Source organism: Micromonospora sp. WMMD723 (assembly GCF_049863385.1).
In the GTDB taxonomy this organism is placed as follows: Bacteria; Actinomycetota; Actinomycetes; order Mycobacteriales; family Micromonosporaceae; genus Micromonospora; species Micromonospora wenchangensis.
Map to the genome: position 1 here is coordinate 3899113 of NZ_JBMKNR010000001.1, position 22195 is coordinate 3921307.

General features: G+C 73.7%; 18 protein-coding genes and 5 tRNA genes. 12 read left to right on the plus strand and 11 right to left on the minus strand.

The genetic code is table 11. From position 1 onward, the window contains the following. Positions 1-20 precede the first annotated feature (20 nt). Complete coding sequence (locus tag ACN261_RS17590) at positions 21-620, minus strand: TetR/AcrR family transcriptional regulator (RefSeq protein ID WP_421486455.1); 600 nt, start codon at positions 618-620, stop codon at positions 21-23. Between the two features lie 298 nt (positions 621-918). Between ACN261_RS17590 and ACN261_RS17595 the strand changes: the two genes are divergently transcribed. The 4 genes from ACN261_RS17595 (at position 919) to ACN261_RS17610 (ending at position 3797) form a co-directional block, all read left to right on the plus strand. After that, a tRNA-Gly gene (locus tag ACN261_RS17595) sits at positions 919-991 on the plus strand. Positions 992-1025: 34 nt separating this feature from the next. Next, positions 1026-1096, plus strand: a tRNA-Cys gene (locus tag ACN261_RS17600). Between the two features lie 13 nt (positions 1097-1109). After that, positions 1110-1181: transfer RNA gene (locus ACN261_RS17605), tRNA-Val, on the plus strand. Positions 1182-1376: 195 nt separating this feature from the next. After that, complete coding sequence (locus ACN261_RS17610) at positions 1377-3797, plus strand: ATP-binding protein (RefSeq protein WP_425851084.1); 2421 nt, start codon at positions 1377-1379, stop codon at positions 3795-3797. 50 nt (positions 3798-3847) lie between these two features. Here ACN261_RS17610 and ACN261_RS17615 read toward each other — a convergent pair whose 3' ends face one another. Beyond that, a complete protein-coding gene (locus ACN261_RS17615) occupies positions 3848-4084 on the minus strand; it encodes a DUF6458 family protein (protein ID WP_088646915.1) in 237 nt (78 codons plus the stop codon). Positions 4085-4239: 155 nt separating this feature from the next. Here ACN261_RS17615 and ACN261_RS17620 point away from each other — a divergent pair. Together ACN261_RS17620 and ACN261_RS17625 are read left to right on the plus strand one after the other, a co-directional pair. After that, a tRNA-Gly gene (locus tag ACN261_RS17620) sits at positions 4240-4312 on the plus strand. A gap of 9 nt (positions 4313-4321) precedes the next feature. Further along, positions 4322-4396 (plus strand) — tRNA-Val (locus ACN261_RS17625). 108 nt (positions 4397-4504) lie between these two features. On the opposite strand, the gene ACN261_RS17630 is transcribed toward ACN261_RS17625, so the two are convergent. Together ACN261_RS17630 and ACN261_RS17635 are read right to left on the minus strand one after the other, a co-directional pair. Continuing rightward, positions 4505-5095 (minus strand): hypothetical protein, encoded by a 591-nt coding sequence (locus ACN261_RS17630; protein ID WP_425853616.1) that lies wholly within the window; start codon positions 5093-5095, stop codon positions 4505-4507. 564 nt (positions 5096-5659) lie between these two features. Then, the gene (locus ACN261_RS17635; RefSeq protein WP_421486460.1) at positions 5660-5782 is read right to left on the minus strand and encodes a hypothetical protein; all 123 of its coding nucleotides are present in this window, start codon (positions 5780-5782) and stop codon (positions 5660-5662) included. Positions 5783-6342: 560 nt separating this feature from the next. Between ACN261_RS17635 and ACN261_RS17640 the strand changes: the two genes are divergently transcribed. Next, a complete protein-coding gene (locus ACN261_RS17640; protein ID WP_425851086.1) occupies positions 6343-7347 on the plus strand; it encodes a reductase in 1005 nt (334 codons plus the stop codon). 416 nt (positions 7348-7763) lie between these two features. After that, entirely contained in the window at positions 7764-8150 is a 387-nt protein-coding gene (locus tag ACN261_RS17645; protein WP_425851088.1) for a hypothetical protein, read from the plus strand. A 336-nt stretch (positions 8151-8486) separates the two neighbouring features. On the opposite strand, the gene ACN261_RS17650 is transcribed toward ACN261_RS17645, so the two are convergent. Further along, positions 8487-9461: an Acg family FMN-binding oxidoreductase gene (locus tag ACN261_RS17650; RefSeq protein WP_421486468.1), complete on the minus strand. Its 975-nt coding sequence runs from the start codon at positions 9459-9461 to the stop codon at positions 8487-8489. A 284-nt stretch (positions 9462-9745) separates the two neighbouring features. Here ACN261_RS17650 and ACN261_RS17655 point away from each other — a divergent pair, with 284 nt between their 5' ends. Further along, complete coding sequence (locus ACN261_RS17655; protein ID WP_067310092.1) at positions 9746-10384, plus strand: response regulator; 639 nt, start codon at positions 9746-9748, stop codon at positions 10382-10384. A 155-nt stretch (positions 10385-10539) separates the two neighbouring features. Here the strand turns inward: ACN261_RS17655 and ACN261_RS17660 are convergent, their stop codons facing one another. Then, entirely contained in the window at positions 10540-12210 is a 1671-nt protein-coding gene (locus ACN261_RS17660; protein WP_421487036.1) for a GAF domain-containing protein, read from the minus strand. Positions 12211-12306: 96 nt separating this feature from the next. After that, positions 12307-13317, minus strand: coding sequence for an Acg family FMN-binding oxidoreductase (locus ACN261_RS17665; protein ID WP_421486470.1), 1011 nt, complete (start codon positions 13315-13317; stop codon positions 12307-12309). A 187-nt stretch (positions 13318-13504) separates the two neighbouring features. On the opposite strand from ACN261_RS17665, the gene ACN261_RS17670 reads away from it, so the two are divergent. Then, entirely contained in the window at positions 13505-15838 is a 2334-nt protein-coding gene (locus ACN261_RS17670; RefSeq protein WP_421486472.1) for a heavy metal translocating P-type ATPase, read from the plus strand. Positions 15839-16002: 164 nt separating this feature from the next. On the opposite strand, the gene ACN261_RS17675 is transcribed toward ACN261_RS17670, so the two are convergent. The 4 genes from ACN261_RS17675 to ACN261_RS17690 form a co-directional block, all read right to left on the minus strand. Next, on the minus strand, positions 16003-16869 hold the full coding sequence (locus ACN261_RS17675) for a universal stress protein (RefSeq protein WP_425851091.1): 867 nt from the start codon (positions 16867-16869) through the stop codon (positions 16003-16005). A 71-nt stretch (positions 16870-16940) separates the two neighbouring features. Continuing rightward, positions 16941-19343 (minus strand): phosphoketolase family protein, encoded by a 2403-nt coding sequence (locus tag ACN261_RS17680; RefSeq protein WP_421486475.1) that lies wholly within the window; start codon positions 19341-19343, stop codon positions 16941-16943. Positions 19344-19468: 125 nt separating this feature from the next. After that, positions 19469-20293 carry a universal stress protein gene (locus tag ACN261_RS17685; protein ID WP_425851093.1) on the minus strand — a complete coding sequence of 275 codons (825 nt, stop codon included), beginning with the start codon at positions 20291-20293 and terminating at the stop codon, positions 19469-19471. 83 nt (positions 20294-20376) lie between these two features. Next, on the minus strand, positions 20377-21183 hold the full coding sequence (locus ACN261_RS17690) for a PP2C family protein-serine/threonine phosphatase (RefSeq protein ID WP_204924060.1): 807 nt from the start codon (positions 21181-21183) through the stop codon (positions 20377-20379). Positions 21184-21299: 116 nt separating this feature from the next. Here ACN261_RS17690 and ACN261_RS17695 point away from each other — a divergent pair, with 116 nt between their 5' ends. Then, a complete protein-coding gene (locus ACN261_RS17695; RefSeq protein ID WP_088642213.1) occupies positions 21300-21536 on the plus strand; it encodes an HTH domain-containing protein in 237 nt (78 codons plus the stop codon). Beyond that, positions 21536-22111, plus strand: a complete 576-nt coding sequence (locus tag ACN261_RS17700; protein WP_425851096.1) for a Clp protease N-terminal domain-containing protein — start codon at positions 21536-21538, stop codon at positions 22109-22111. The genes ACN261_RS17695 and ACN261_RS17700 overlap by 1 nt, the downstream gene beginning before the upstream one ends. The last annotated feature ends 84 nt before the right edge of the window (positions 22112-22195 follow it).

Here is a 22195-nt window from a genome sequence, read left to right on the forward strand (position 1 = left end):
AATGGCGCGGAGTGCGCGGATCAGACGAGCTGGGCGGGGTCGAGCCCCAGTTCCCGGGCCGTGACCAGCCGGATCCACTCGCCGAACTGTCGCCGGGAGATCACCCGCTCATGCACGGCGAGCTGGACGGCGAGCCCGTCCATCACCGCGTTGATCCGCCAGGCGGCACCGGCGGGGTCGGCGCATTCGAAGGTCCCGTCGGCCACCCCGGCCGAGATCACCGCTGCCAGGTCCTGCCGCCAGCGCAGGTCGAGCCGCCGGCAGACCTTCTCCAGTTCCGGGGTGCGCAGCGACTCGGCCCAGCCGTCGATCCACATCGCCCAGGGACGCCCGGTGGGGGTGTAGAGGCGCAGGATGCGCCGGAGCTTGGTCAGTGGCGGGGTGGCGGAGCGCAGCACCGCGTCCAGCCGGGACAGTTCCTGCTCGACGGCGTACGCGAACGCCTGGGCGAGCAGCCGCTCCTTGGTGGCGAAGTGGTAGAAGACCAGCGCCTGGCTGACCCCGGCGGCGGCGGCCACGTCGGCGGTGCGGGTGTTGGCGAGTCCACGCTCGACGATCACGTCGCAGGCCGTGCGCAGCAGGGAATCCAGGCGGACATCGGCGGCGGCACGTCTCGTCACGCCGCTACGGTAACCTATCGAACCGACCACGGGGAGTTACCGACCCGCCCGATCCGGCTGCCGGTAGTCGGAAGCCGGACAGCACCCCACCGGCGGGTCGGCTACCTTGCCGACCTGTTCGGTAGGGGTGCGGGCGAGGTGCCCACCTGCGACGACCAACTCTCCTAGGAAGCTCTGCGGATGGTGGTGCCGGTCACCATCGTGGCGGCCTGACGCGCCGTCGGCGGCCCCGATTTGGCATCGGTGAGACCGCTCGGCTAGAGTTTCCATCCGTCACCGGGTGTCGTCCCGGAGGCAAGCGGACGTAGCGCAGCTGGTAGCGCATCACCTTGCCAAGGTGAGGGTCGCGGGTTCGAATCCCGTCGTCCGCTCGGAGCTGCCGCCACGCATGACGGGGGCAACCTCGGTGGGGTGGCCGAGAGGCGAGGCAACGGCCTGCAAAGCCGTGTACGCGGGTTCAAATCCCGTCCCCACCTCGGTAACAAGCACGGGCGATTGGCGCAGTGGGAGCGCGCTTCCTTGACACGGAAGAGGTCACTGGTTCAAACCCAGTATCGCCCACTCGGTCAGTAGGGCCACCTTCCGTGATGGAAGGTGGCCCTACTGCTGTCCGGTCCCGCTGTTGTCCGACCCTGCGGCTGTCCGGTCGCCGGCCCGGTCGCCGCCCCCGTTCCGGGGCATCACCGCACATCGATGCCAAGCTATCCTGGCTCCGGTTCTTCCAGGGGAACATCGCGACGCCGGGTGGGGTGTGGGGTGGGGGAGACGGGTCGGGAGGCGCTGCTCGCCTTCGCCGACGAACTGCGGCGACTACGCCAGCAGGCGGGCGGGCCGTCGTTGAACTCCCTGGTGGCGGTCGCCGCCGCCCGGGGCAGGCCGCTGGCCCGCTCCACCCTCAGCGACAAGCTCAACGCCAAGTCGCTGCCGGACTGGGACTTCGTCACCGGCTACCTGGGCGCGTGTGTCGCGTACGCCGGACAGGCCGGCATCCGGTTGCCCGCCGAGCTGACCGACCAGGCCCGCTGGGAGGCGGCGTACTGGCAGCTGCTGGCGGCGGCGGACGCGGCGCGCGCCGACGACCGGCTCGCCACGGCCGCCCGCGCCGAGCCGGACCGGCAGGCCCACGCCGCCACCGCGTCGTCGGCCCCGGCACCGTTCGTGCCCCGCCAGCTACCGGCGGCGGTACGGCACTTCGCCGGCCGGTCCGCGCCGCTGACCGCCCTGACCGCCCTGCTCACCGAGCCGGCCGGCCCGCCGGGCACCGTCCCCGTCGCGATCATCGGCGGTACGGCGGGTGTGGGCAAGACGGCCCTGGCCGTGCACTGGGCGCACCAGGTCGCCGACCGCTTCCCGGACGGCCAGCTCTACGTCGACCTGCGCGGCTTCGACGCCGAGTCGCCCGCGCTGAATCCCGCCGAGGCGGTGGCCGGCTTCCTGGAGGCGCTCGCGGTGCCGCCGGAGCGGATTCCGGTGGGGCTGGCGGCACAGGCCGCCCTCTACCGCAGCCTGCTCGCCGACCGGCGGGTGCTGGTGCTGCTGGACAACGCCCGCGACGCCGACCAGGTACGTCCGCTGCTGCCCAGCTCGCCGGGATGCCTGGTCCTGGTCACCAGCCGTAACCAGCTTCCGGGGCTGGTCACGGCCGAGGGGGCCCGACCGCTGCCGCTGGGTCTGCTCTCCCCGGCGGAGGGGCGTGAGCTGCTGTCCCGCCGGCTGGGCGCGGAGCGGGTCGCGGCGGAGCCGGAGGCGGTGGACCGGGTCGTCGCCGCGGCGGCCGGGCTGCCCCTGGCGTTGGCGATCGTGGCCGCGCGGGCCGCCACCTATCCGGACTTCCCGCTGGCCCGGTTCGCCGCCGAGCTGAGCGTGAGCCGGGGCGCCCTCGACGCGTTCAGTGGCGGCGAGGCCGGCGTCGACGTCCGCGCGGTGCTGTCCTGGTCGTACCGGGGTCTCGATCCGGCGGCGGCCGACCTGTTCCGGGCGCTCGGCACGCACCCCGGGCCCGACGTGTCCGTGGCGGCGGCGGCCAGCCTCGCCGCCCTGGCCCCGGCCGAGGTGCGCCGGCCGCTGGCGGTACTGACCCGGGCGAACCTGCTCACCGAGCACGCCCCCGGCCGGTACGTCCTGCACGACCTGCTCCGCGCGTACGCCGTCGAGTTGGCCGTGGCCACCGACTCCGCCGGCTTGCGGCGGGCGGCGCTGTGCCGGCTGCTCGACCACTACCTGCACACCGCGTACGCCGCCGCTCTGCTGCTGCACAAGCACCGCGACGACATCGACCTGCCGGCGGCGCACCCCGGGACGGCGGTGCCCGCGCCGGCCGACCGGGACGAGGCGTGGGCGTGGCTGGCCGCCGAGCACCGGGCGCTGCTCGCCGCGATCGGCCTGGCCGTCGAGCACGGGTTACCGACGCACGCCTGGCAGTTGGCGTGGAGCGTCAACACCTACCTCGACCGGGTGGGTGCCTGGACGGACCAGTCCCGCGCCCAGGAGTTGGCGTTGCGGGCCGCCACGGCGGCCGGGGACCGCGACGGGCAGGCCCGCGCCCACCGCAACCGGGCCGTCGCCTGCCTGCGCCTCGGCGCGTACGACGAGGCCCACGAGCATCTGGAACGCTCCCGGCTGTTGTACGCCGAACTCGGCGACCGGGTCGGTGGTGGGCGGACCGAACTGAACCTCGGCATCCTCGCGGAGCGGCAGGACGACCACCGGCGGGCGCTGCGCCACGCGCAACGGGCGCACCGCCTGTTCGAGGCCGCCGGGCACGCGCAGGGGCAGGCCAACGCGCTCAACAACATCGGCTGGTACCACATCCAGCTCGGCGACCACCTCCGTGCGCTGGACTACTGCGGCCAGGCCCTGGTGCGGCAGCAGCAGACCGGCAACCGCTACTGGGAGGCGCACGCGTGGGACAGTCTGGGCTTCGCCCACCACCACCTCGGCCGGCACCGCGACGCCCTCGACTGCTTCCGGGAGGCGCTCGTGCTGTGGCGGGAGACCGGCGAACGCTACTACGAGTCCGTCACGCTGATGCACGTCGGTGACAGCCACCTGGCCGCCGCCGAACCCGACGCGGCCCGTGCCGCCTGGGGGCAGGCGCTCGACGTGCTCGACCAGCTCGGCCACCCGGACGCCGCACTGGTGCGCGACCGGCTCGACGCGCTGCCGTCCACGCGGTAAGCCCTATGGGCCGGTCCACCCCCGCGTCGCGGGGTGCCGGGTCGGTCGCCTCACAGCGGCGGAGCGACGTCCCGACGCTCCTCGACCCGCTGGTACGCCACCGGCTCGGCGGTGGTGACCGTACGGCGGCGACCGCGCATCAGCAGGACCATGACGAGGCCGAGGACACCGGCGGCCATCAGGATCCAGCCGACGACGTCGAGATCGACACCGCCGACGCTCGCGTTCACCGCGAAGGTGAGGATCGCGCCGACGGCGAGCAGGAAGATGCTCGTTCCGATTCCCATGACAGCTCCTTGGGGGTGGGAGTGTGCTGTCGGGATGCAGTACCCCGTCGATGAGCAGGGCAATCGTCGGGAGGGAGCACGCGGTGGGGTCGGCCGGGCGGGCGATCTTGGAATGGGGTAGAGTTCACCCCGTCGCCGGGGAGACCGGGCGGCACGCGGACGTAGCGCAGCTGGTAGCGCATCACCTTGCCAAGGTGAGGGTCGCGGGTTCGAATCCCGTCGTCCGCTCTCGACCACGGGCGATTGGCGCAGTGGGAGCGCGCTTCCTTGACACGGAAGAGGTCACTGGTTCAAACCCAGTATCGCCCACCAGAGGATCACGAAGGCCCCCGGCTCAGCTGAGCCGGGGGCCTTCGCATGATGTCGCTTCATGGTGACGCGCTTCATGGTGACGCGCTTCATGGTGGCGTCGCGGGTGGGTCAGCTGTTCCAGTGCTGGGCGACGAGGTCGGCGGCCTGCTGTTCCCACTGGGCGTAGTGGTCGGGGTACGCCGACACCTGGACGGTCTGGGCGGCCTTGGTCAGGGGCATGTCCTGCCAGCCGTCGACCTGCTTGAGGCCCTTGAGGAACGCCAGGGTGGCGTACTCGGGGTCGGTGATCTGCTCCACCGTGCCCCAGCCACTGGACGGCCGCTGCTGGAACAGGCCCTGCGAGTCGTGGTCGTTGCGGTCACCGAGGTGGCCGAGGTTCTCCAGCTTCGACTCCTGCAGGCTGGTCGCGATCGACACGACGGCGGCGCGTTCGTCCATGCCGGCCTTCTTGGTGGCGGCGATGATCGCCTTGGCGTTGCTGGTCTGCTCGTCGTTGAGGTCGATGCGGGACTGCTCGCCCTGCACGCCGTGCGGGATCAGCTTGGTGGTGTCCACGGTGGGCTTGTCGGCCTGGACGGCGGCGACGGGGCGGGTGTCGATGGTGGGGGTGTCGTGGTTGAGCGGGCCGGCGGCCAGGCCACCGGCGACGGCGAGACCGGCGATGCCGAGGACGCTCTTACGCAGGATGGTGGTGTTCATGATGGTGGTCTTCATGGGGGAAGCTCCTTCGGGGGTAGACGCCCCGACCCGGCCCGTGGAGGGCTGGGTGCGCCCGTGGGGGACGGGCAGCGGAAGGGGGCGTGGGCACCACGTCGGGGGCGCTCGTACGGGGGCAGTCTGAGGGGGGTTCCGGTGGGGCCTGCCGCGTGGGGCGGTGGCCGCTCGTGCCGGGGTCAGGTGTAACGACCGGGGGTCCGGGGCCATTCCCGCCCGGCGGGTGCGGGGTGCGGGGTCGGCCGGGGTACTGCCTGCTGCGGTCGTACCCGGGGGCGTAACGACCGTCGGTGCCGGGTCATTCCGCCGGCGGCCGGGACGCTGGGTGGTCCGGGGTGCTGCTGCGGTCGTACGCAGGGTGTAACGCCGGGGGCGGGGTCGGGATTCCGGCCCGGGGGTGCCGCCGGTCACGACGACAGCGGTCGGACCGGGTGATACCGGACGATCGTCGCACCGGCACCGGCACCGGCACCTGCACTGGGGCCAGGGCCAGGGCCAGGGCCAGGGCCGGGGCCGGGGTGGTATCGGCCATCGGGGTCGGGCGGGTCGTCACGGGGTGATCCGGGACTCGACCTTCGCGGCGCAGGCGGTCACCACCGACCGGGCGTCCAGGCCCAGACTCTCGATGGCGACCAGGGCGGTGAAGACCACGTCGGCCAACTCGGCGGCCACCTCCGCACGGGTGTGGGTGACCCTGGGTCTCCCGGTACGGGCTGGCGACGCTGCCCCTTGCGGGGATTCTGGCCGAGCACGCCGATTCAGGTGTTGGTCTGGTTCGTCCGCAGCCGGGAGGCGCAGTTGATCGCCCCCGGAAGCCTGCCTCAACCGTTGCCTGTGGTGGGGTGTGTGGGCAGTCTTGCGCGGAGAGCTTCATTCCTGTGGGTCATGAATATGCCTGACAGGCATACCGGTGTCCGCCGAGTCGACCGCCCCTAGGGACCCATTGTCGACCCGTCGGTGGACGGACTGGAATGTGCGCCGAATGTTCGGTCCGTGCCTACCGTGACGATGGGCGGACATCTTCCGGGCGACGGCATGGGCCTATCGTCACGGGGCTGAAATAGCGGTTTTGGGTCGGGGCGGATACCGCTATATGGCGAATGTGCGCAACGAGGCACGGGGTCGGTGCGCGGCTGATGCGGGGTGGTGGGGGAGCGGGTTCTGCCGAGGGCAGATCCGCTGCCGGTGAACAGGATGCCCCGCTGATGTCCCGGGCCGGCAGGGTGGGACGTATGAGACTGCTGATGCTGGGCGGCACGGGTTTCGTCGGCTCCGCCGTCGTGGCCGAGGGCGTACGCCGGGGCTGGACGGTGACCATGTTCAACCGGGGGATACACGGGGCGACCCCGCCGGGCGTACACCGGTTGCGGGGTGATCGGACCGCGCCGGGCGGGTTGGCCGAACTGGCCGGCGGCGCATGGGACATCGTGGTCGACACCTGGGACGGCGCGCCCCGCGCGGTACGTGACGCCGCCACGCAGCTGCGCTCCGCCGGGCACTACGCCTACGTCTCCAGCGGCTCGGTCTACGCCCCGCCCGTGCTCCCCGGGGCCGGCGAGGAGTCGGCGGTGGTGTCGTCGGCGGCCGACGACACCGGCGACGACGACTACGCCCGGTGCAAGGCCGGCGGTGAACTGGCCGCGACCGGGGTGTTCGGCGACCGCGCCCTGCTGGTGCGGGCAGGGCTGATCCTCGGGCCGGGGGAGGACATCGGGCGGCTGCCGTGGTGGCTGCGCCGGGTGGCCCGGGGCGGTGACGTGCTGGCCCCGGGGCCGGCCGACCTGCCGGTGCAGTACGTCGACGTCCGGGACCTGGCTGCCTTCACGCTCGACCGGGCCGCCGAGGGGGTCGGCGGGGCGTTCAACGTGATCAGCCGACCGGGGCACACCACCATGGGTGAACTGCTGCGCGAGGCGGTGGCGGTGACAGGTGCCGACGCCCGGCTGCGCTGGACCGACCCCGAGGTGATCCTCGCCGCCGGGATCGAACCGTGGAACGACCTGCCGATCTGGATTCCACCAGGCCACGAGTACCGGTGGTTGCAGCAACGTGGCGTCGAGAAGGCGTACGCGGCGGGGCTGACCTGTCGCCCGGTGGCCGAGACGGTCGCTGACACCTGGCGCTGGCTGGAGCGGGTGGGCGCGGTCCCGCCCCGTGCGGGGCGGCCGGCGCGGACGACCGTCGGCCTCGACCCGGCCCGGGAGGACGCCCTGCTTGCCGCGCAGCATCCCCGATAGCCGCCGACCCGTCCGGGTATGAGGGGTCGGGGCGCCGGAGATCCTGTATCCGGTGGTCGGCCCGGACCCGCACGACGCCGACCTTGAAATCACCGAGTACTGGCACAAGTACGTCGTAACCCAGGTCTCCGAGTCCGACATCAAGGTCATGGTCGGCAGCACCGACCACGGTCAACCGGTGCAGAACACCTACTACAGAGCATCCGCTACGAGTCGGCCGGCTCCACCAACGCCTACAAGTGGCAGGCAACCGCCTTCAACATCCGCTACCAGCCGACCGGCGTGAACTATGTGATTCCCGCCAACGAGGGCAGCGGCCTGGCGGAATCTGGAACTATCGCTACGGCTACGCCACATACGATGGCAGCCCCACCACTATCACCTACCCGCTTTCTGGTGGGCTGCTCTCCGAGTTGGTGGAGACCAGGTATGACTCGACGACCGGCCTGCCTACTGAACTGTCCTCCAACCTGACCGGTGTCGGCCAGTACGTGATCGGGCAGGACTACACCCGGTACGGCGAGCCCACGCTGACCACCCGCCAGACCGACAGCGACCTCTACGTTCAAGACGACACCTACTACGACTCCGTCACCCGGCGGGTGACCCGTACGAAGGTCAAGCCGGAGACCGCCACCGGCACGGTCAACGACACCAGCTACAGCTACGACGCGGCGGGCAACATCACGTCCATCGCCGACACCCCCCAGGTCGGCGTCGCCGACACCCAGTGCTTCCGCTACGACGAACTACGCCGGATGCGGGTGTGGGCGAAGTGGCGGGCCAAGCGTGGCGGCCTCTAGTGCCGTTGTCGGATTGGAGGAAAGCCGTGGGAGTCGATATGGCTGTTTGGTTTGTGGTCGGTGCTGTTCTGGTGTCTGCTGCGATCTCGGTCATGGTTGTAGTGATGCGGCGGAGGGTCAATCGTGGTGCGACCGACGAGGCGGCCGCCGGTCGCCTGGTCATTCAGGAGATGGCCAAGGAGAGGAGCAGGAGGTCTAGGGGTTCCCTGGGAGGAAAGGGTCAGGGAGGCGACCGCAATACCGCATACGACGCGGCCTATGGCTCCGATACGAGTAGTGGAGCTTAGGAGGCATTCGAATCCCGTCGGTAGTCGCTACGGCGGCACAGGGAGGCGTTCAGCCGGATGCCACCGCCACGTCCAGCACCTCGTCCACGCTCCGCCTCGGGGTCGCCACCCCCGGCTGCCCGTACCCGATCCGCATCACCATCTGCGGTGTGCCGAAACGTCCCAGCGACAGCCGCAGCGCCTCCCGCGCCCCCGACACCTCGATCGGCTGCGACAGCATCGACACCGCGAGCCCGGCGTCGGTGGCGGTCAGCAGAACCCGCTGCAACGCTTGCCCGGCGAGCACCTGGTCGACGACGGTGTTGCCGGCCGCGCCGAGCACCGCCACCAGCGGTTCCGGTTCGAAGTCGCGGCCGGGGGCACGGTCCAGGCCGCCGAAGCCCCGCGACGGCAGCAGATCCTGCGGCTCGGTCTGCGGTCCGCCGGCGCGGGCGGGCACCCCGTCGGGGGCGGGTTCGGTACGCACCCAGTCGGCGCGTTCGGCCCGGTAGGCGGGGTCGCGTTCGAGCACCCGGTGGGCGCTGCGGGCGACCTCGGCGAAGGCATTGACGGCGCTCACCCCGATCACCAGCTCCAGCCAGCACTGTTCGGTACGGGCCGCCTCACCGAGCCGCCAGCGGGCGTCGGCGGGCACCGGGTCGGGCCAGAACGGCGCCCGGTTGCTGAACCGGCGCGCGATGGCCGCGTACAGGCTCTGCTCGGTGGGGGTGGGCCGGCGCGGCAGGTCCGGGACCAGCCGGGCCAGCACGTCCGGGTCGGCCGGGTACGGTCGCAGCCGTACGGTGGCCGGGGTACCCGCCACCGCCAGGGACAGCCGCAGGTTGAACAGGGCCGCCCCGCCGGAGATCCGGGTGCCCCAGCCGCTCGGGTCGGTGGCCGGCAGTCGGCGGGTCGGGTCGACCGACACCTCGATCCCGCCGTCGCGCAGTCGGAACCGCCACGGCTGGGTGTTGTGCAGGGAGGGCGCGCGGACGGCGTCCGCGACGGCGGCCCGTAGTTGCGCCTCGGTGTACCCGGTGCCCATGGTCGTGCTCCTTCCGTGGCGGTTCGTGCCGCTCCACCCCGAGCGGGGAACGCGTCGCCCCGGCCGGCCGACGCCGACCCGGTTCCCGGTGGTGGTTCCCCTCCACGGTCCGTCACCCGGGGGTGGGCCGGGCAGGGCCGGACGTCCCGACCCGCCGGGCCCCCCTCCCCGACCCGGCCGGGCCGCCCGTCCCCGGCGCGACGTGCCGGGAAAGGTGGACCGACGCGCCGGGTTAGGGACCTTCGGCCCGTGCACGGGCCTCTCCGGGCGGGTAGAAACGAGGGATGATCCGGGTGTTCCTCCTCGACGACCACGAAGTCGTCCGCCGTGGCCTGGCCGACCTGTTGCAGAGCAGCGGCGACATCGAAGTGGTCGGCGAGTCCGGCTCCGCGCAGGAGGCGGCCCGGCGGATTCCCGCCCTCCGCCCCGACGTGGCGATCCTCGACGCCCGGCTGCCCGACGGCAACGGCATCGACGTGTGCCGGGACGTCCGGGCGGTCGACTCGTCGATCAAGGGGTTGATCCTCACCTCGTACGAGGACGACGAGGCGCTGTTCGCCGCGATCATGGCGGGTGCGGCGGGGTACGTCCTCAAGCAGATCCGGGGCACCGACCTGGTCGACGCCGTCCGTCGGGTCGCGGCCGGTCAGTCGCTGCTCGACCCGGCGATCACCACCCGGGTGCTGGAACGCATCCGCAGCGGCGTCGAGCAGCCCCGCGAGTTGAAGACCCTCACCGAGCAGGAACGCCGCATCCTGGAGTACGTGGCCGAGGGGCTGACCAACCGGGAGATCGCCGGCAAGATGTTCCTCGCCGAGAAGACGGTGAAGAACTACGTCTCCAGCGTGCTGGCCAAGCTGGGCCTGGAACGCCGCACCCAGGCCGCCGTGCTCGCCACCCGCCTGCTCGGGCAACGGCACTGACCCACCGCACCGCCGGCCGAGCGGGGACCACCGGCTGGCCGAGCAGGAAACGCCCGGCCGCGCCGGCCGGCTGAGCAGGAACAACCCGGCTGAGCAGGAACAACCCGGCTGAGCAGGAACAACCCGGCTGAGCAGGAACCGGCCGGCGGCCCTGATCAGTCGCGCAGCGGGACCGACCAGCAGAGCTGGGTGCCGTGCGGCTCGACCCGGCGTACCTCGAACTCGCCGCCGTGCCGTTCGGCGCGTTCGCGCAGGTTCACCAGGCCACCCCGGGCGGCGGCCGGATCACAGCCCACCCCGTCGTCGGTGACCGTCACGGTGACCCGGCCGGCGTCGACCCGCACGGCGACGGCGACCCGGGTGGCCTCGGCGTGGCGTACCGCGTTGGACAGCGCCTCACGGAGCACGGCGGTGAGGTCGGGGCGGACCGGTTCCGGCACGGCGCTGTCGATCGGGCCGTCCAGCTCGACGGCGGGCCGGAAACCCAGCGACCCGGCGGCCACGTCAACCGCCTCCCGGATCTCGGTGCGCAGCGCCGCGCTCATCGGGGTACGCAGCTCGAAGATGGTGCGGCGGATGTCGCGGATGGTGGCGTCGAGGTCGTCGACGGCCGCGTTGATCCGCTTGGCGACGTCGGGGCGGGCGTGCATCGCGCCGCTCTGCAGTTGCAGGCCAGTGGCGAACAGCCGCTGGATCACCACGTCGTGCAGGTCCCGGGCGATGCGTTCGCGGTCCTCCAGGACCACCAGCAGTTCCCGTTCCTCCTGCCCCCGGGCCCGCTCCATGGCCAGGGCGGCCTGACCGGCGAAGCTGGCCAGCAGGGTGACGTCGGCGTCGGCGGCCCGGCCGGCGTCGGGCCGGTGGGCCACCACCAGCACCCCGTGCAGGGTGTCGGCGGCGGCGAGCGGGGAGACCACGGCCGGGCCGGCGACCACCGGCACCGGCCAGGGGGCCGCCTCGGCCAGGTTGTCGAGCAGCTCCCGGCGACGCTCGGTGACCGGGCCGGCGAAGCTGGTCTCGCTGGCCGGCAGCAGCGCGCCGACCAGCCCGTCGGCGTCACCGTCGGCGGAGTCGACCACCTCGACGGTGAAGTGGCCGGCGTCCTCGTCGTAGAGCAGCACCAGCGCCAGCTCCGCCTCGGCGACCTCCCGGGCCCGGCGGGCCACCAGGGTCAGCGCGTCGGTCCGGCGTACCTCGCCGAGCAGCACCGAGGTGATCTCGGCGGTGGCGGCGAGCCAGCGTTCCCGGCGGTGGGCCAGCGCGTAGAGCCGGGCGTTCTCGATGGCCACGCCGGCAGCCGCGGCCAGCGCCACGACGATCTCCTCGTCGTCCTCGGTGAACTCCGGGGCACCCTGCTTCTCGGCCAGGTAGAGGTTGCCGAAGACCTGCTCGCGGATGCGTACCGGCACGCCGAGGAAGCTGTGCATCGGCGGGTGGTTCGGCGGGAAGCCGTACGACTGGGGGTGTTGGGTGATGTCGGGCATGCGCACCGGGCGGGGTTCGTCGATCAGCAGGCCGAGCACCCCCCGCCCGTGCGGCAGGTCACCGATCTTCGCGTGCAGTTCGGCGTCGATGCCGTGGGTGATGAAGTCGTGCAGCAGCCGGTCGGGACCGATCACGCCGAGCGCGCCGTAACGCGCACCGACCAGCTCGCAGGCCGCCTGCACGATCCGTTGCAGGGTGCTGCGCAGGTCGAGGTCGGTGCCGATGCCGACCACCGCGTCGAGCAGTGCCCGCAGCCGCTCCCGGCTGGTCACCACGTCGCCGACCCGGTCGAGCATCTCCTGGAGCAGCTCGTCGAGGCGGACCCGGGACAACGGGCTCAACCCGAGCGAGGGGACCTGGTGTTCGTTGCGGGAGGCAGGGGTGCTGGCGGCCACGCGGGCGATGTTACCGCCCCGTGACCGCCCGGCACGAGATCGTCAGGGCCGCTGGTCGCGTACGGCGGAGGTGTCGACCACCTGCGCGGCCGGCAGCCGGGGGGTGTGCGGTGGGCCGGCGTGCGCCGGGTCCGCGATCCCGACCCGCAGCACCAGGTACGGGTAGCCGAGCCCGCTGAGCAGGTGCCGCAGCGTCTGCCGGGTGCCGGCCACCTCGACCACGCCGGACAGCGGCACCACCGACGCCCCGTGCCGGGTGGCGGTCAGCCACAGCGCGGAGAGCGCCTCACCGGCCCGCAGCCAGCTGTCCGGTTCGTCCTCGTCACCGTAGAGCAGCCCGTACGCGGCGGCCTTGTCGTGCCCCGGGCCGACCGGCAGGTCGCCGGGGCTGCCGAAGTCCCGGGCCGGGACGGTGGTCTGCGGCTGATCCTGCGGCAGCACCTCAGGCGGCAGACCGGTGCCGGTTCCGGCCCGGTGCGTCCAGTACTGCAACTCCTCGCGGGTCTGCGGGTCCTCCGCCTCGACCGTGCCGGCGCGGGAGGCGGTCGCGGCCAGCTCCATCACCTGGTCGGCGTCGAGGATCTGCAACCGGGCACCCTCGGCGTCGGCGGCGCGGACGATGTCGTCGAGCACCCCGGCGGGCACCGGCTCGTCGCTGACCGGCCGGCGGTCGGTGTGCCGCACCTGCATGCACTGCACCAGGCGCATCGCCTCCGGGTCGGCCCCGGACCGGGTCAGGCCGGTCAACCGGGCCAGCAGGTCCGGCTGCTGCGGGTCGGGCAGCCGCTCGACCAGCGCCGTCCAGCCCTCGGCCGCCAGCGCCACCCGGGCGTGGTGCAGGGCCGCGCCGCAGCTCACCGCCACCAGCCGGCCCTCCGGGTCGGTGGCGGAGAGCTGCCGTTCCCGGACCACCCGCAGCTCCAGGGCGTCGGGCAGGACCCGCCAGCGCCACGGCTGCGTGTTGTGCACCGAGGGGGCGTGACCTGCCGTCGCCGCCGCCTCCGCGAGCGCGGTGGTCAGCGGGCGGTCCGTCGCGGGTGTCTGGTGGCTCATCGGCACGACCTTTCCGTTTCTTTCCCATCGTGCCCCACCCCGTCGGCCCCGGGGTGGGGATACCGTTCCATCCTGGCCTGCCGACCCGGCCCGGCGCACGGCCCGCAGGTCCCCCCTCGGGGGCATTTCGGCCCGGCGGTTTCCCGGTTCCCGGCCCCCGCCGGCCACCTGCTGGGACGATCCGCAGGTGGACGCGGCACCGCAGGAGTGTGTTCCGCAGCGGCCGGTCGACAGGCGTCCGGTGCGCTGGCGCGAGTGGACGCCCCTGGCCCTGCTCGGCGGGGCGTTGCTGGTCGGGGCGGCGCTGTGGCTGACCGGGCGGCGTGGCCCCGCCGACGCCGTGTGGGCGGCGGCGACCCTGGGGGCGCTGGTGCCGGCGGTCGGGGCGGTGCTGCGTCAGTGGTGGCGGCGGCGGTTCGGGGTGGACGTCATCGCCGTACTGGCGTTGGCCGGTGCGCTGCTGGTCGGGGAGTACCTGGCCGGGGCGGTGATCGCGGTGATGGTGGCGACCGGCCGGGCGCTGGAGGCGTACGCCCGGGGGCGGGCGACCCGCGACCTGCGCGCGCTGCTGGCGCGGGCGCCCCGGCAGGCGCGGCGGCGCACCCCGGACGGGGGCATCGAGGTGGTCGGGCTGGACCGGGTCGCGGTGGGGGACGACCTGCTGGTCGGGCCGGGGGACGTGGTGCCCGTCGACGGGGTGCTCACGGCCCCGGCGACGCTCGACGAGTCGGTGGTGACCGGCGAGGCGCAACTGGTGGGCCGGGCGGCCGGGGAGCAGGTGTCCAGCGGGGTGGTCAACGCGGGCGCCGCCGTGGGCCTGAAGGCCACCCGGGACGCGGCGGGCAGCACCTACGCGGGGATCGTCCGGCTGGCGCGGGAGGCGACCGCCCACCGGGCGCCGACGGTCCGGCTCGCCGACCGGTACGCGGCGGCGTTCGTGCCGTTCACCCTGCTGCTGGCCGGGGTGGCGTGGTGGTGGTCGGGAGAGGTCGTCCGGGCGGTCGCCGTGCTGGTGGTGGCGACGCCGTGCCCGCTGCTGCTGGCCACCCCGATCGCGATCGTCTCCGGGCTGTCCCGGGCGGCCCGCCGGGGCGTCCTGGTGCGGGACGGCGGTGCGCTGGAGCTGCTCGGCCGGGCCCGGACCCTGCTGGTCGACAAGACCGGCACGTTGACCGCCGGGCGGCCCCGGGCGGCGGAGACGGTGGCCGGCCCCGGCGGCGACCGGGACGAGGTGCTGCGGCTGGCCGCGTCGGTGGAGCAGCTCTCCCCGCACGTGCTGGCGGCGGCGCTGGTGCGGCAGGCCCGCGAGCGGCGGCTGCGGCTGACCACGCCGACGGAGGTGACCGAGGAGCCGGGGCGCGGGGTCAGCGGCCGGGTCGACGGCCGGCCGGTGCGGGTCGGGCAGCTCACCGGCGACCTGCCCGACTGGGCGGAGCAGGCCCGCCAGCGGGCCGAGCTGGCCGGCTGGTCGACGGTGTGGGTGAGCGACGACCACGGCCCGCTCGGGGCGGTCCTGCTGGAGGACCCGGTCCGTCCCGACGCCCGGCGGACGGTACGGCGGCTGCGGGACGCCGGGCTGTCCCGGCTGCTGCTGCTCAGCGGGGACCGGCCGCGCACCGCCGAGCAGGTGGCCCGGCTGGTGGGGGTGGACGAGGCGCTGGCCCGGTGCTCCCCGGAGGAGAAGGTGGCCCGGGTCCGGCAGGAGGCGCGGCGGGCCGTCACCGTGATGGTCGGCGACGGGGTGAACGACGCGCCGGCGCTGGCGGCGGCGCACGTCGGGGTGGCGATGGGGGCGACCGGGGCGACCGCCTCGGCGGACGTCGCCGACGCGGTGATCACCGTGGACCGGTTGGACCGGCTCGCCGACGCCGTCGAGATCGCCAGGCACGCCCGCCGGATCGCGGTGCAGAGCGCCGCCGTCGGGATGGGGCTGGCGGTGGCCGCGATGCTGGTCGCCGCCGCCGGCCGGCTACCGCCGGTGGCGGGCGCGTTCCTCCAGGAAGGCATCGACGTGCTGGTGATCCTCAACGCGTTGCGGGCGCTGCGTGGCGGGTTGCGTCGCCCGGACGTCCCGCCGGCCGCCCGCGCCCTGCTCGACCGGTACGCGGGCCAGCACGCAGGCGTACGGGACGTGCTCGCCCGGGTACGGGACACCGCCGACCTGGTGGCGACCCGGCCGACCGCCGAGGGGTGCCTGCCGGCGTTGCGTGACACGCACCGCCGGCTCACCGACGAGGTGCTGCCGCACGACAGCGCCGAGGAACGGCAGCTCTATCCGGCGTTGACCGGCCCGCTGGGCGGGGAGGCGACGTCCACGATGAGCCGGGAACACGTGGAGATCCACCGGCTGGTGGACGCGATCGGCGGTCACCTGGCCCGGGCCGACGGGCGGTTGCGCCCCGACCAGGTGCCCGACCTGCTCGCCAGCCTGTACGGACTGGACGCGGTGCTGCGCCTGCACCTGGCCCAGGAGGAGGAGACCTACCTCGCCCTGGACCCCGACCCGCCCGCCCCGCGTTGATCCACCCGCCCCGGTGGCGATCCACGCCCCGGTGGCGATCCACGCCCCCGTGGTGATCCATGCGCCGGGGCCGATGTTGCGGTGTCAGGTCGTCGGATCACCGCAACATCGGCCCAACAGCCGCCCGAGCTGCGGGCCGGGCCGGGCCGGCCGGGCGCGGCCGGTCAGCGTTCGCGGACGACGGCGACCGGGCAGTGCGCGTGCTGGATGAGCTGCTGGCCGACCGAGCCGAGGAGCATCCCGCGCAGCCCGCCCCGGCCCCGGCTGCCGACCACCACGAGCTGCGCCTCCCGGCTCGCCTCGACGAGCGCGGCAGCCGGCCGGGCCGGGGCGATCTCCACCGTGACCGGCACCTCGGGGAAGGTCTCCCGCCATCCGGCGAGGGCCCGGTCGATCTCGGCCCGGTCCGCCGCGAGCCGGGCCTCGGCATCCGGGTCGGAGGGCCGCCAGCGGTCGTCCGGCGGCTCGAAGGCCCGCAGCACCCGCAGCGGGGCCTCGCGCTGGGCGGCCCGCTCCACGGCGAACCCGAGTGCCGTGCCGGCCTGCTCGGAACCGTCGTAGCCGACCACCACCGGGCCGGTGACCTTGGCCTGCGCCTCGCGTACCACGACGACCGGGCAGTGCGCGTGGGCGGCCACCGAGACCGCCGTGGAGCCGGCGAGCAGGCCGGTGAAGCCGCCGTGGCCCCGGCTGCCGAGCACCAGCAGCCCCGCCTCGGCGGAACGCTCCTCCAGCACCAGCGCGGGCGGGCCGTCGAATACCTCACCGTGCACGGTGACGCCGGGCCAGGCGGCGGTGGCGTCCGTGGCGGCCTGGTGCACCAGCTCCTCGACCTGCCGCCGGGCGTTGTCGTCCGGCCAGACCCCGGGGGCCACCCCCGGGCCGACCCAACCGGCGACGGTCATCCACTCGAAGACGTACGCCAGCCGGACCGGGCGTCCGCTGCGCTGCGCCTCGGCCAGTGCCCAGTCCACGGCGACGCCCGCGTCGGCGGAACCGTCGTAGCCGACCAGGATCTCGTCGGGGTTCATCGTCTCGTCCTTTCCTGGCGGATGGGGGATGGTGGGCCGGCCGGTGACCGGCCCACCATGGACCCCGGGGGTCACTGCCCGTCGAGCTGCTGCGGTTGGGTCTCCCGGAGCCAGCGCCACTCGGCGACCCGGGGGTCGTCCTCACCGTGGCGGCGGGTGTAGTCGCGGCAGGCCTGCCGGGTGTCGACCATCTCCTGCCGCAGGTGGGCGGCGCGGGCGGCCAGGCCGGGCACCCGGTCGATGACGTCGATGACCAGGTGGAAGCGGTCCAGGTCGTTGAGCATCACCATGTCGAACGGGGTGGTGGTGGTGCCCTCCTCCTTGTAGCCGCGCACGTGCAGGTTGTCGTGGTTGGCCCGCCGGTAGGTGAGCCGGTGGATCAGCCACGGGTAGCCGTGGTAGGCGAAGATGATCGGCTTGTCGCGGGTGAAGATGGTGTCGAACTCGTTGTCCGGCAGGCCGTGCGGGTGCTCCGACGACGGCTGCAGCCGCATCAGGTCGACCACGTTGACGACCCGCACCTTCAGCTCGGGCAGGTGCTGGTGCAGCAGGTCGGCGGCGGCGAGGGTCTCCAGGGTCGGCACGTCACCGGCGCAGGCGAGCACCACGTCGGGTTCCCGGCCGTCGTCGGTGCTGGCCCAGTCCCAGATGCCCAGCCCGCGTCGGCAGTGCTGGACCGCCTCGTCCATGGTCAGCCAGTTCGGGGCGGGCTGCTTGCCGGCCACCACCACGTTGATGTAGTGCCGGCTGCGCAGGCAGTGGTCCATGGTGGAGAGCAGGGTGTTGCCGTCCGGCGGCAGGTAGACCCGGACCACCTCGGCCTTCTTGTTGACCACGTGGTCGATGAAACCTGGGTCCTGGTGCGAGAAGCCGTTGTGGTCCTGCCGCCACACGTGGCTGGACAGCAGGTAGTTCAGCGAGGCGATCGGCTCCCGCCAGGGGATGCCCCGGGTCACCTTCAGCCACTTGGCGTGCTGGTTGACCATCGAGTCGACGATGTGGATGAACGCCTCGTAGCTGGTGAAGATGCCGTGCCGGCCGGTCAGCAGGTAACCCTCCAGCCAGCCCTCACAGAGGTGTTCGGAGAGCACCTCCATCACCCGGCCGTCGGGGGAGAGGTGGTCGTCGGTGGTCTCGATCCGGCCGTCGAAGGACCGGTCGGTGACCTCGAACGCGGCACCGAGCCGGTTGGAGGCGACCTCGTCCGGGCCGAACAGCCGGAAGGTCTGCGGGTTCGCGGTGATCACGTCGCGGACCCAGGTGCCGAGCACCCCGGCCGCGCCGACCACCGGCTCACCCGGCCGCTTGACGTCCACGGCGTAGTCGCGGAAGTCCGGCAGCGTCAGGTCGCGCAGCACCCGACCGCCGTTGGTGACCGGGTTGGCGCTCATCCGGTGCTCGCCCTTCGGCGGCAGCGCGGTCAGCTCGGCGACCGGGGCGCCGGTGGCGTCGAACAGCTCCTCCGGCCGGTAGCTGCGCAGCCAGCGCTCCAGCTCGGCCAGGTGCGCCGGGTTGTCGCGTACCTCGGCGATGGGCACCTGGTGGGCGCGGAAGGTCCCTTCGACCTGCTTGCCGTCGACCTGGGCCGGGCCGGTCCAGCCCTTCGGGGTCCGCAGGATGATCATCGGCCAGCGGGGGCGCTCGACGTGGCCGCCGGAGCGGGCCACCCGCTGGATCTCGGCGATCTCGTCGCAGGCCCGGTCCAGGGTGGCGGCGAGGAGCTGGTGCACCTGCTCCGGGTCGTCCCCGGCGACCAGGTACGGCTGGTAGCCGTGGCCGCGCATCTGGTTGAGCAGGTCCTCGGTGGGGATCCGGTCCATGACCGTCGGGTTGGCGATCTTGTAGCCGTTGAGGTGCAGGATCGGCAGCACCGCGCCGTCGCGGGCCGGGTTGAGGAAGATGCTCGACTGCCAGCTCCCCGCCAGCGGCCCGGTCTCCGCCTCCCCGTCGCCGATGACGCAGGCGACCAGCAGGTCCGGGTTGTCGAAGGCGGCGCCGTAGGCGTGGCTCAGGGCGTACCCCAGCTCGCCACCCTCGTGGATCGAGCCCGGCACCTCCGGTGCCACGTGGCTCGGGATGCCGCCGGGGAAGGAGAACTGGCGGAACAGTCGCTGCATGCCGGTCTCGTCGCGGCTCACCGAGTGGTACAGCTCGCTGTAGGTGCCCTCCAGCCAGGTGTTCGCCACCAGGGCCGGGCCGCCGTGGCCGGGGCCGGTGACGAAGATGGCCGACAGGTCACGGTTGACGATGACCCGGTTGAGGTGGGCGTAGAGCAGGTTGAGGCCGGGGCTGGTACCCCAGTGGCCGAGCAGCCGGGGCTTGACGTGCTCGGGGGCGAGCGGCTCGCGCAGCAGCGGGTTGTCGAGCAGGTAGATCTGCCCGACGGTCAGGTAGTTCGCCGCCCGCCAGTAGGCGTCCAGCCGGCGCAGCTCGTCGTCGGTCAGGGGGCTGTGCAGGTCGAGAGCGGTGTCCATGCTGCCAAAGCCTCTCGCGGGTCGGGGAGTTCTGCACCCGGAAGCGCCGATTCGCCCCGGGCAGACCCAGTCTTCGCGTTCGAGCGGTCACCGGTCAGGGCCGTTGGTCCCGGCCGTTGGGGACGTCATGCCCCGCCCGCTCCGGCGGAAACCAATCCACGGACGACGATGACCGGAGCCGGCGCGTGGTAGAGCAGGGTCTGGCTCACCTCGCCCAGCATGCCCCGCCCCGGCTGGTCGCCCCGCGCCCCGACCAGCGCCACCTGCGCCGAGCGGGACTGCTCCACCAGGACGGTGCCGGGGTCGCCGCGTACGGTGTGGCACTCCGCCGGCACCCGCGGGTGGTGCCGGCCGACCTCGTCGACCAGCGTGCGCAGCACGTCGTCGTCGGGGCGTCCCGGCTCGACGGCCCGGACCGCGATGACCCGGGCCCGGCGGCGGGCTGCGCAGTCGAAGGCGAAGTCGAGCGCGGCCCGGGAGCTGGGTGAACCGTCCACCCCGACCAGCACCGGGCCCGGTGGCGGGGGGTCGCGGCGGACCACCAGCACCGGGCAGCCGGCGCGGGCGGCGAGCTGCACGGCGGGCGCGTCGGCCGGTACGCAGCCGCCACAGCCGGCCATCCCGCCGTCCCCGATGGCCACCAGGAACGCCGTCGGGGAGCGGCGGATCAGGGCCTCGACGGGTGCCCCCTCGACGATCTCCCCACTGACCGGCACCGCCGGTTCGACCTCGTTGGCGGCCGTGGCGGCGCGGGCGACCAGTTCCTCGGCGGCGTCCCGGCTGCCGGCCACCGACGGGCCGGCGAGGGCGGCCTCCCAGTTGAAGGCGTGCAGCAGGGTCAGCCCCCGGCCGTGTGCGGCGGCCTCGCGGGCGGCCAGCCGGACCACCGCGAGGTCGTCCGGTGCCGGCCCGACCCCGACCACCACCGGCCCGTCCGTGGACCCGGTCATCCGGTTCACCTCCCGGGCGTCCGCACCCACGTCCACGCCGTCCCCACCGACGCTAGTCGCGCCGGGCGGGCGGTGGAGCCGGATCAGTCGGACGGGTGCCCGCCGGTGGCCGGGTGGACGCGCAGCACGACGGCGGTGGCGTTGTCGCTGCCACCCTCGGCCAGGCTCGCGGCGAGCAGGCCGCGTACCGCCCGGGTCGGGTCCGGCTCGGCGAGCAGGTCCCGCAGCCGGTGGTAGTCGAGCTGGTCGCTGACCCCGTCGGTGCACAGCAGCCAGGTGTCGCCGGGGCGCAGCGGCACCCCGAGCAGGTCCGGGTCCGGCCGGTCGGGGTGGCCGAGGTAGCGCAGGAGTTGGTAGCGGGCGCGGGCGGCCTCCCGGGAGTTCGCCGGCCACCAGCCGTGCAGCACCCCGAGCCAGGCCATCGTGTGGTCCACGGTGACCAGCTCCAGCAGGCCGTCGCGCAGCCGGTAGGCCCGGGAGTCGCCGAGCTGGACGATCCAGGCCAGCTCGCCGTCGGGCTGGGCGAGCATGGCGGTCAGGGTGCAGCCGGCCAGCTCGTCGATGGCGGCGCCGGCCCGGCGTACCCGGATCTGGGCCTCGGTGATCGCGGCGCGCAGCTCGCGCGGGCCGACGGCGGGCCAGCCGGCGCGGACCAGTTCGTGCAGGGTGTCCCGGGCGGTGTCGCCGGCGACGCGGCTGCCCTCGCCCTCGCCCATGCCGTCGACGACCACCGCGAACGGCAGTTCCGGGTCGACGTGCAGGGCGTCGAAGTTGGCGGAGTACCGGTGGCCGGCGACGGTGCCGCCGGCGATCTCCCACTCGACCCGGCCGACGGGCAGCCGGCGGGCCGCCTCGACGGGCTGGTCAGCGGTACTGCGGCGACGGAACACCAGCGGACCGTAGCACCGCCGCCGGCCCGGACCGGGTCGTCCGGCGTCGTGTCGGGTACCCGACGCCGTCGTCAACTCAGGTTGACGACGGGGGAGTGTCAACGTACATTGACAGCATGAGTCAGGCGACGGAACTCGCGGCGGCCGCCGGCAGCACCGACCCCCGGGTCGGCCTGCGCGCCGTGCGCGCCCTGCGCCGGCTCCTCGAACGGCTGGAGGTGGTCCAGGTGGACAACGCCCGACGACAGGGCTGGTCCTGGCAGGAGATCGCCGACGCGCTTGAGGTCAGCCGGCAGGCGGTCCACAAGAAGCACGCCGGGCGACCGGCGGTCCACGGCACCGGGGAGGCATGATGTTCGAACGGTTCACCGACCGCGCCCGCGCGGTCGTCCGCCACGCGGTCGAGCAGGCCAGGGCCGACGGGGGACGACCCGTCGACACCGAGCACCTGCTGCTCGCCGTCCTGGCCGACGGTGAGGGGCTCGCCCGCCGGGTGCTCACCGCCGCCGGCCTCGACGCCGACGACCTGCGTGCCCGGATCAGGCGGCACACCGGCGACGGCGGCACGGGGCTCGGCGAGGCCGACGCCGCCGCGCTACGCGAGATCGGCATCGACCTCGCGGCCATCGTCGCCCGGATCGAGGACACCTTCGGCCCCGACGCCCTGCGCGAGGCGGTCCCGGCCCCCCGCCGTCGGTGGCTGCGCCGACCGCTCGGCGGGCCGCTCTCCCCGCGTTCCCGCACGGCACTGGAGTTGGCGCTACGCGAGGCCCTGCGGCTGCGCCACCGGCACATCGGCACCGAACACCTGCTGCTCGGCGTGCTCCGCGAGGGCGGCGGCCTGGGCGCGACGGTCCTCACCGAGGCCGGCGCGGATCTCGACGACCTGCGCCGCCGGGTCGAGTCGGCGTTGCGTACGGCCGCCTGACCAGCCGCCACGGGTCCGGCCCGGCTCAAACCTGTTTGCGGTCAACGCAACGTCGGTCGTCGCCGGGTCGCTGACCGCGCCGGG

Excerpts from the sequence above, each read along its gene's own strand:
- ACN261_RS17615 (WP_088646915.1), bottom strand. The coding sequence starts at position 4,084 with ATGGGAATCGGAACGAGCATCTTCCTGCTCGCCGTCGGCGCGATCCTC.
- ACN261_RS17630 (WP_425853616.1), bottom strand. The coding sequence starts at position 5,095 with ATGAACACCACCATCCTGCGTAAGAGCGTCCTCGGCATCGCCGGTCTC.
- ACN261_RS17640 (WP_425851086.1), top strand. The coding sequence starts at position 6,343 with ATGAGACTGCTGATGCTGGGCGGCACGGGTTTCGTCGGCTCCGCCGTC.
- ACN261_RS17650 (WP_421486468.1), bottom strand. The coding sequence starts at position 9,461 with ATGGGCACCGGGTACACCGAGGCGCAACTACGGGCCGCCGTCGCGGAC.
- ACN261_RS17655 (WP_067310092.1), top strand. The coding sequence starts at position 9,746 with ATGATCCGGGTGTTCCTCCTCGACGACCACGAAGTCGTCCGCCGTGGC.
- ACN261_RS17665 (WP_421486470.1), bottom strand. The coding sequence starts at position 13,317 with ATGAGCCACCAGACACCCGCGACGGACCGCCCGCTGACCACCGCGCTC.
- ACN261_RS17675 (WP_425851091.1), bottom strand. The coding sequence starts at position 16,869 with ATGAACCCCGACGAGATCCTGGTCGGCTACGACGGTTCCGCCGACGCG.
- ACN261_RS17680 (WP_421486475.1), bottom strand. The coding sequence starts at position 19,343 with ATGGACACCGCTCTCGACCTGCACAGCCCCCTGACCGACGACGAGCTG.
- ACN261_RS17685 (WP_425851093.1), bottom strand. The coding sequence starts at position 20,293 with ATGACCGGGTCCACGGACGGGCCGGTGGTGGTCGGGGTCGGGCCGGCA.
- ACN261_RS17695 (WP_088642213.1), top strand. The coding sequence starts at position 21,300 with ATGAGTCAGGCGACGGAACTCGCGGCGGCCGCCGGCAGCACCGACCCC.
- ACN261_RS17700 (WP_425851096.1), top strand. The coding sequence starts at position 21,536 with ATGTTCGAACGGTTCACCGACCGCGCCCGCGCGGTCGTCCGCCACGCG.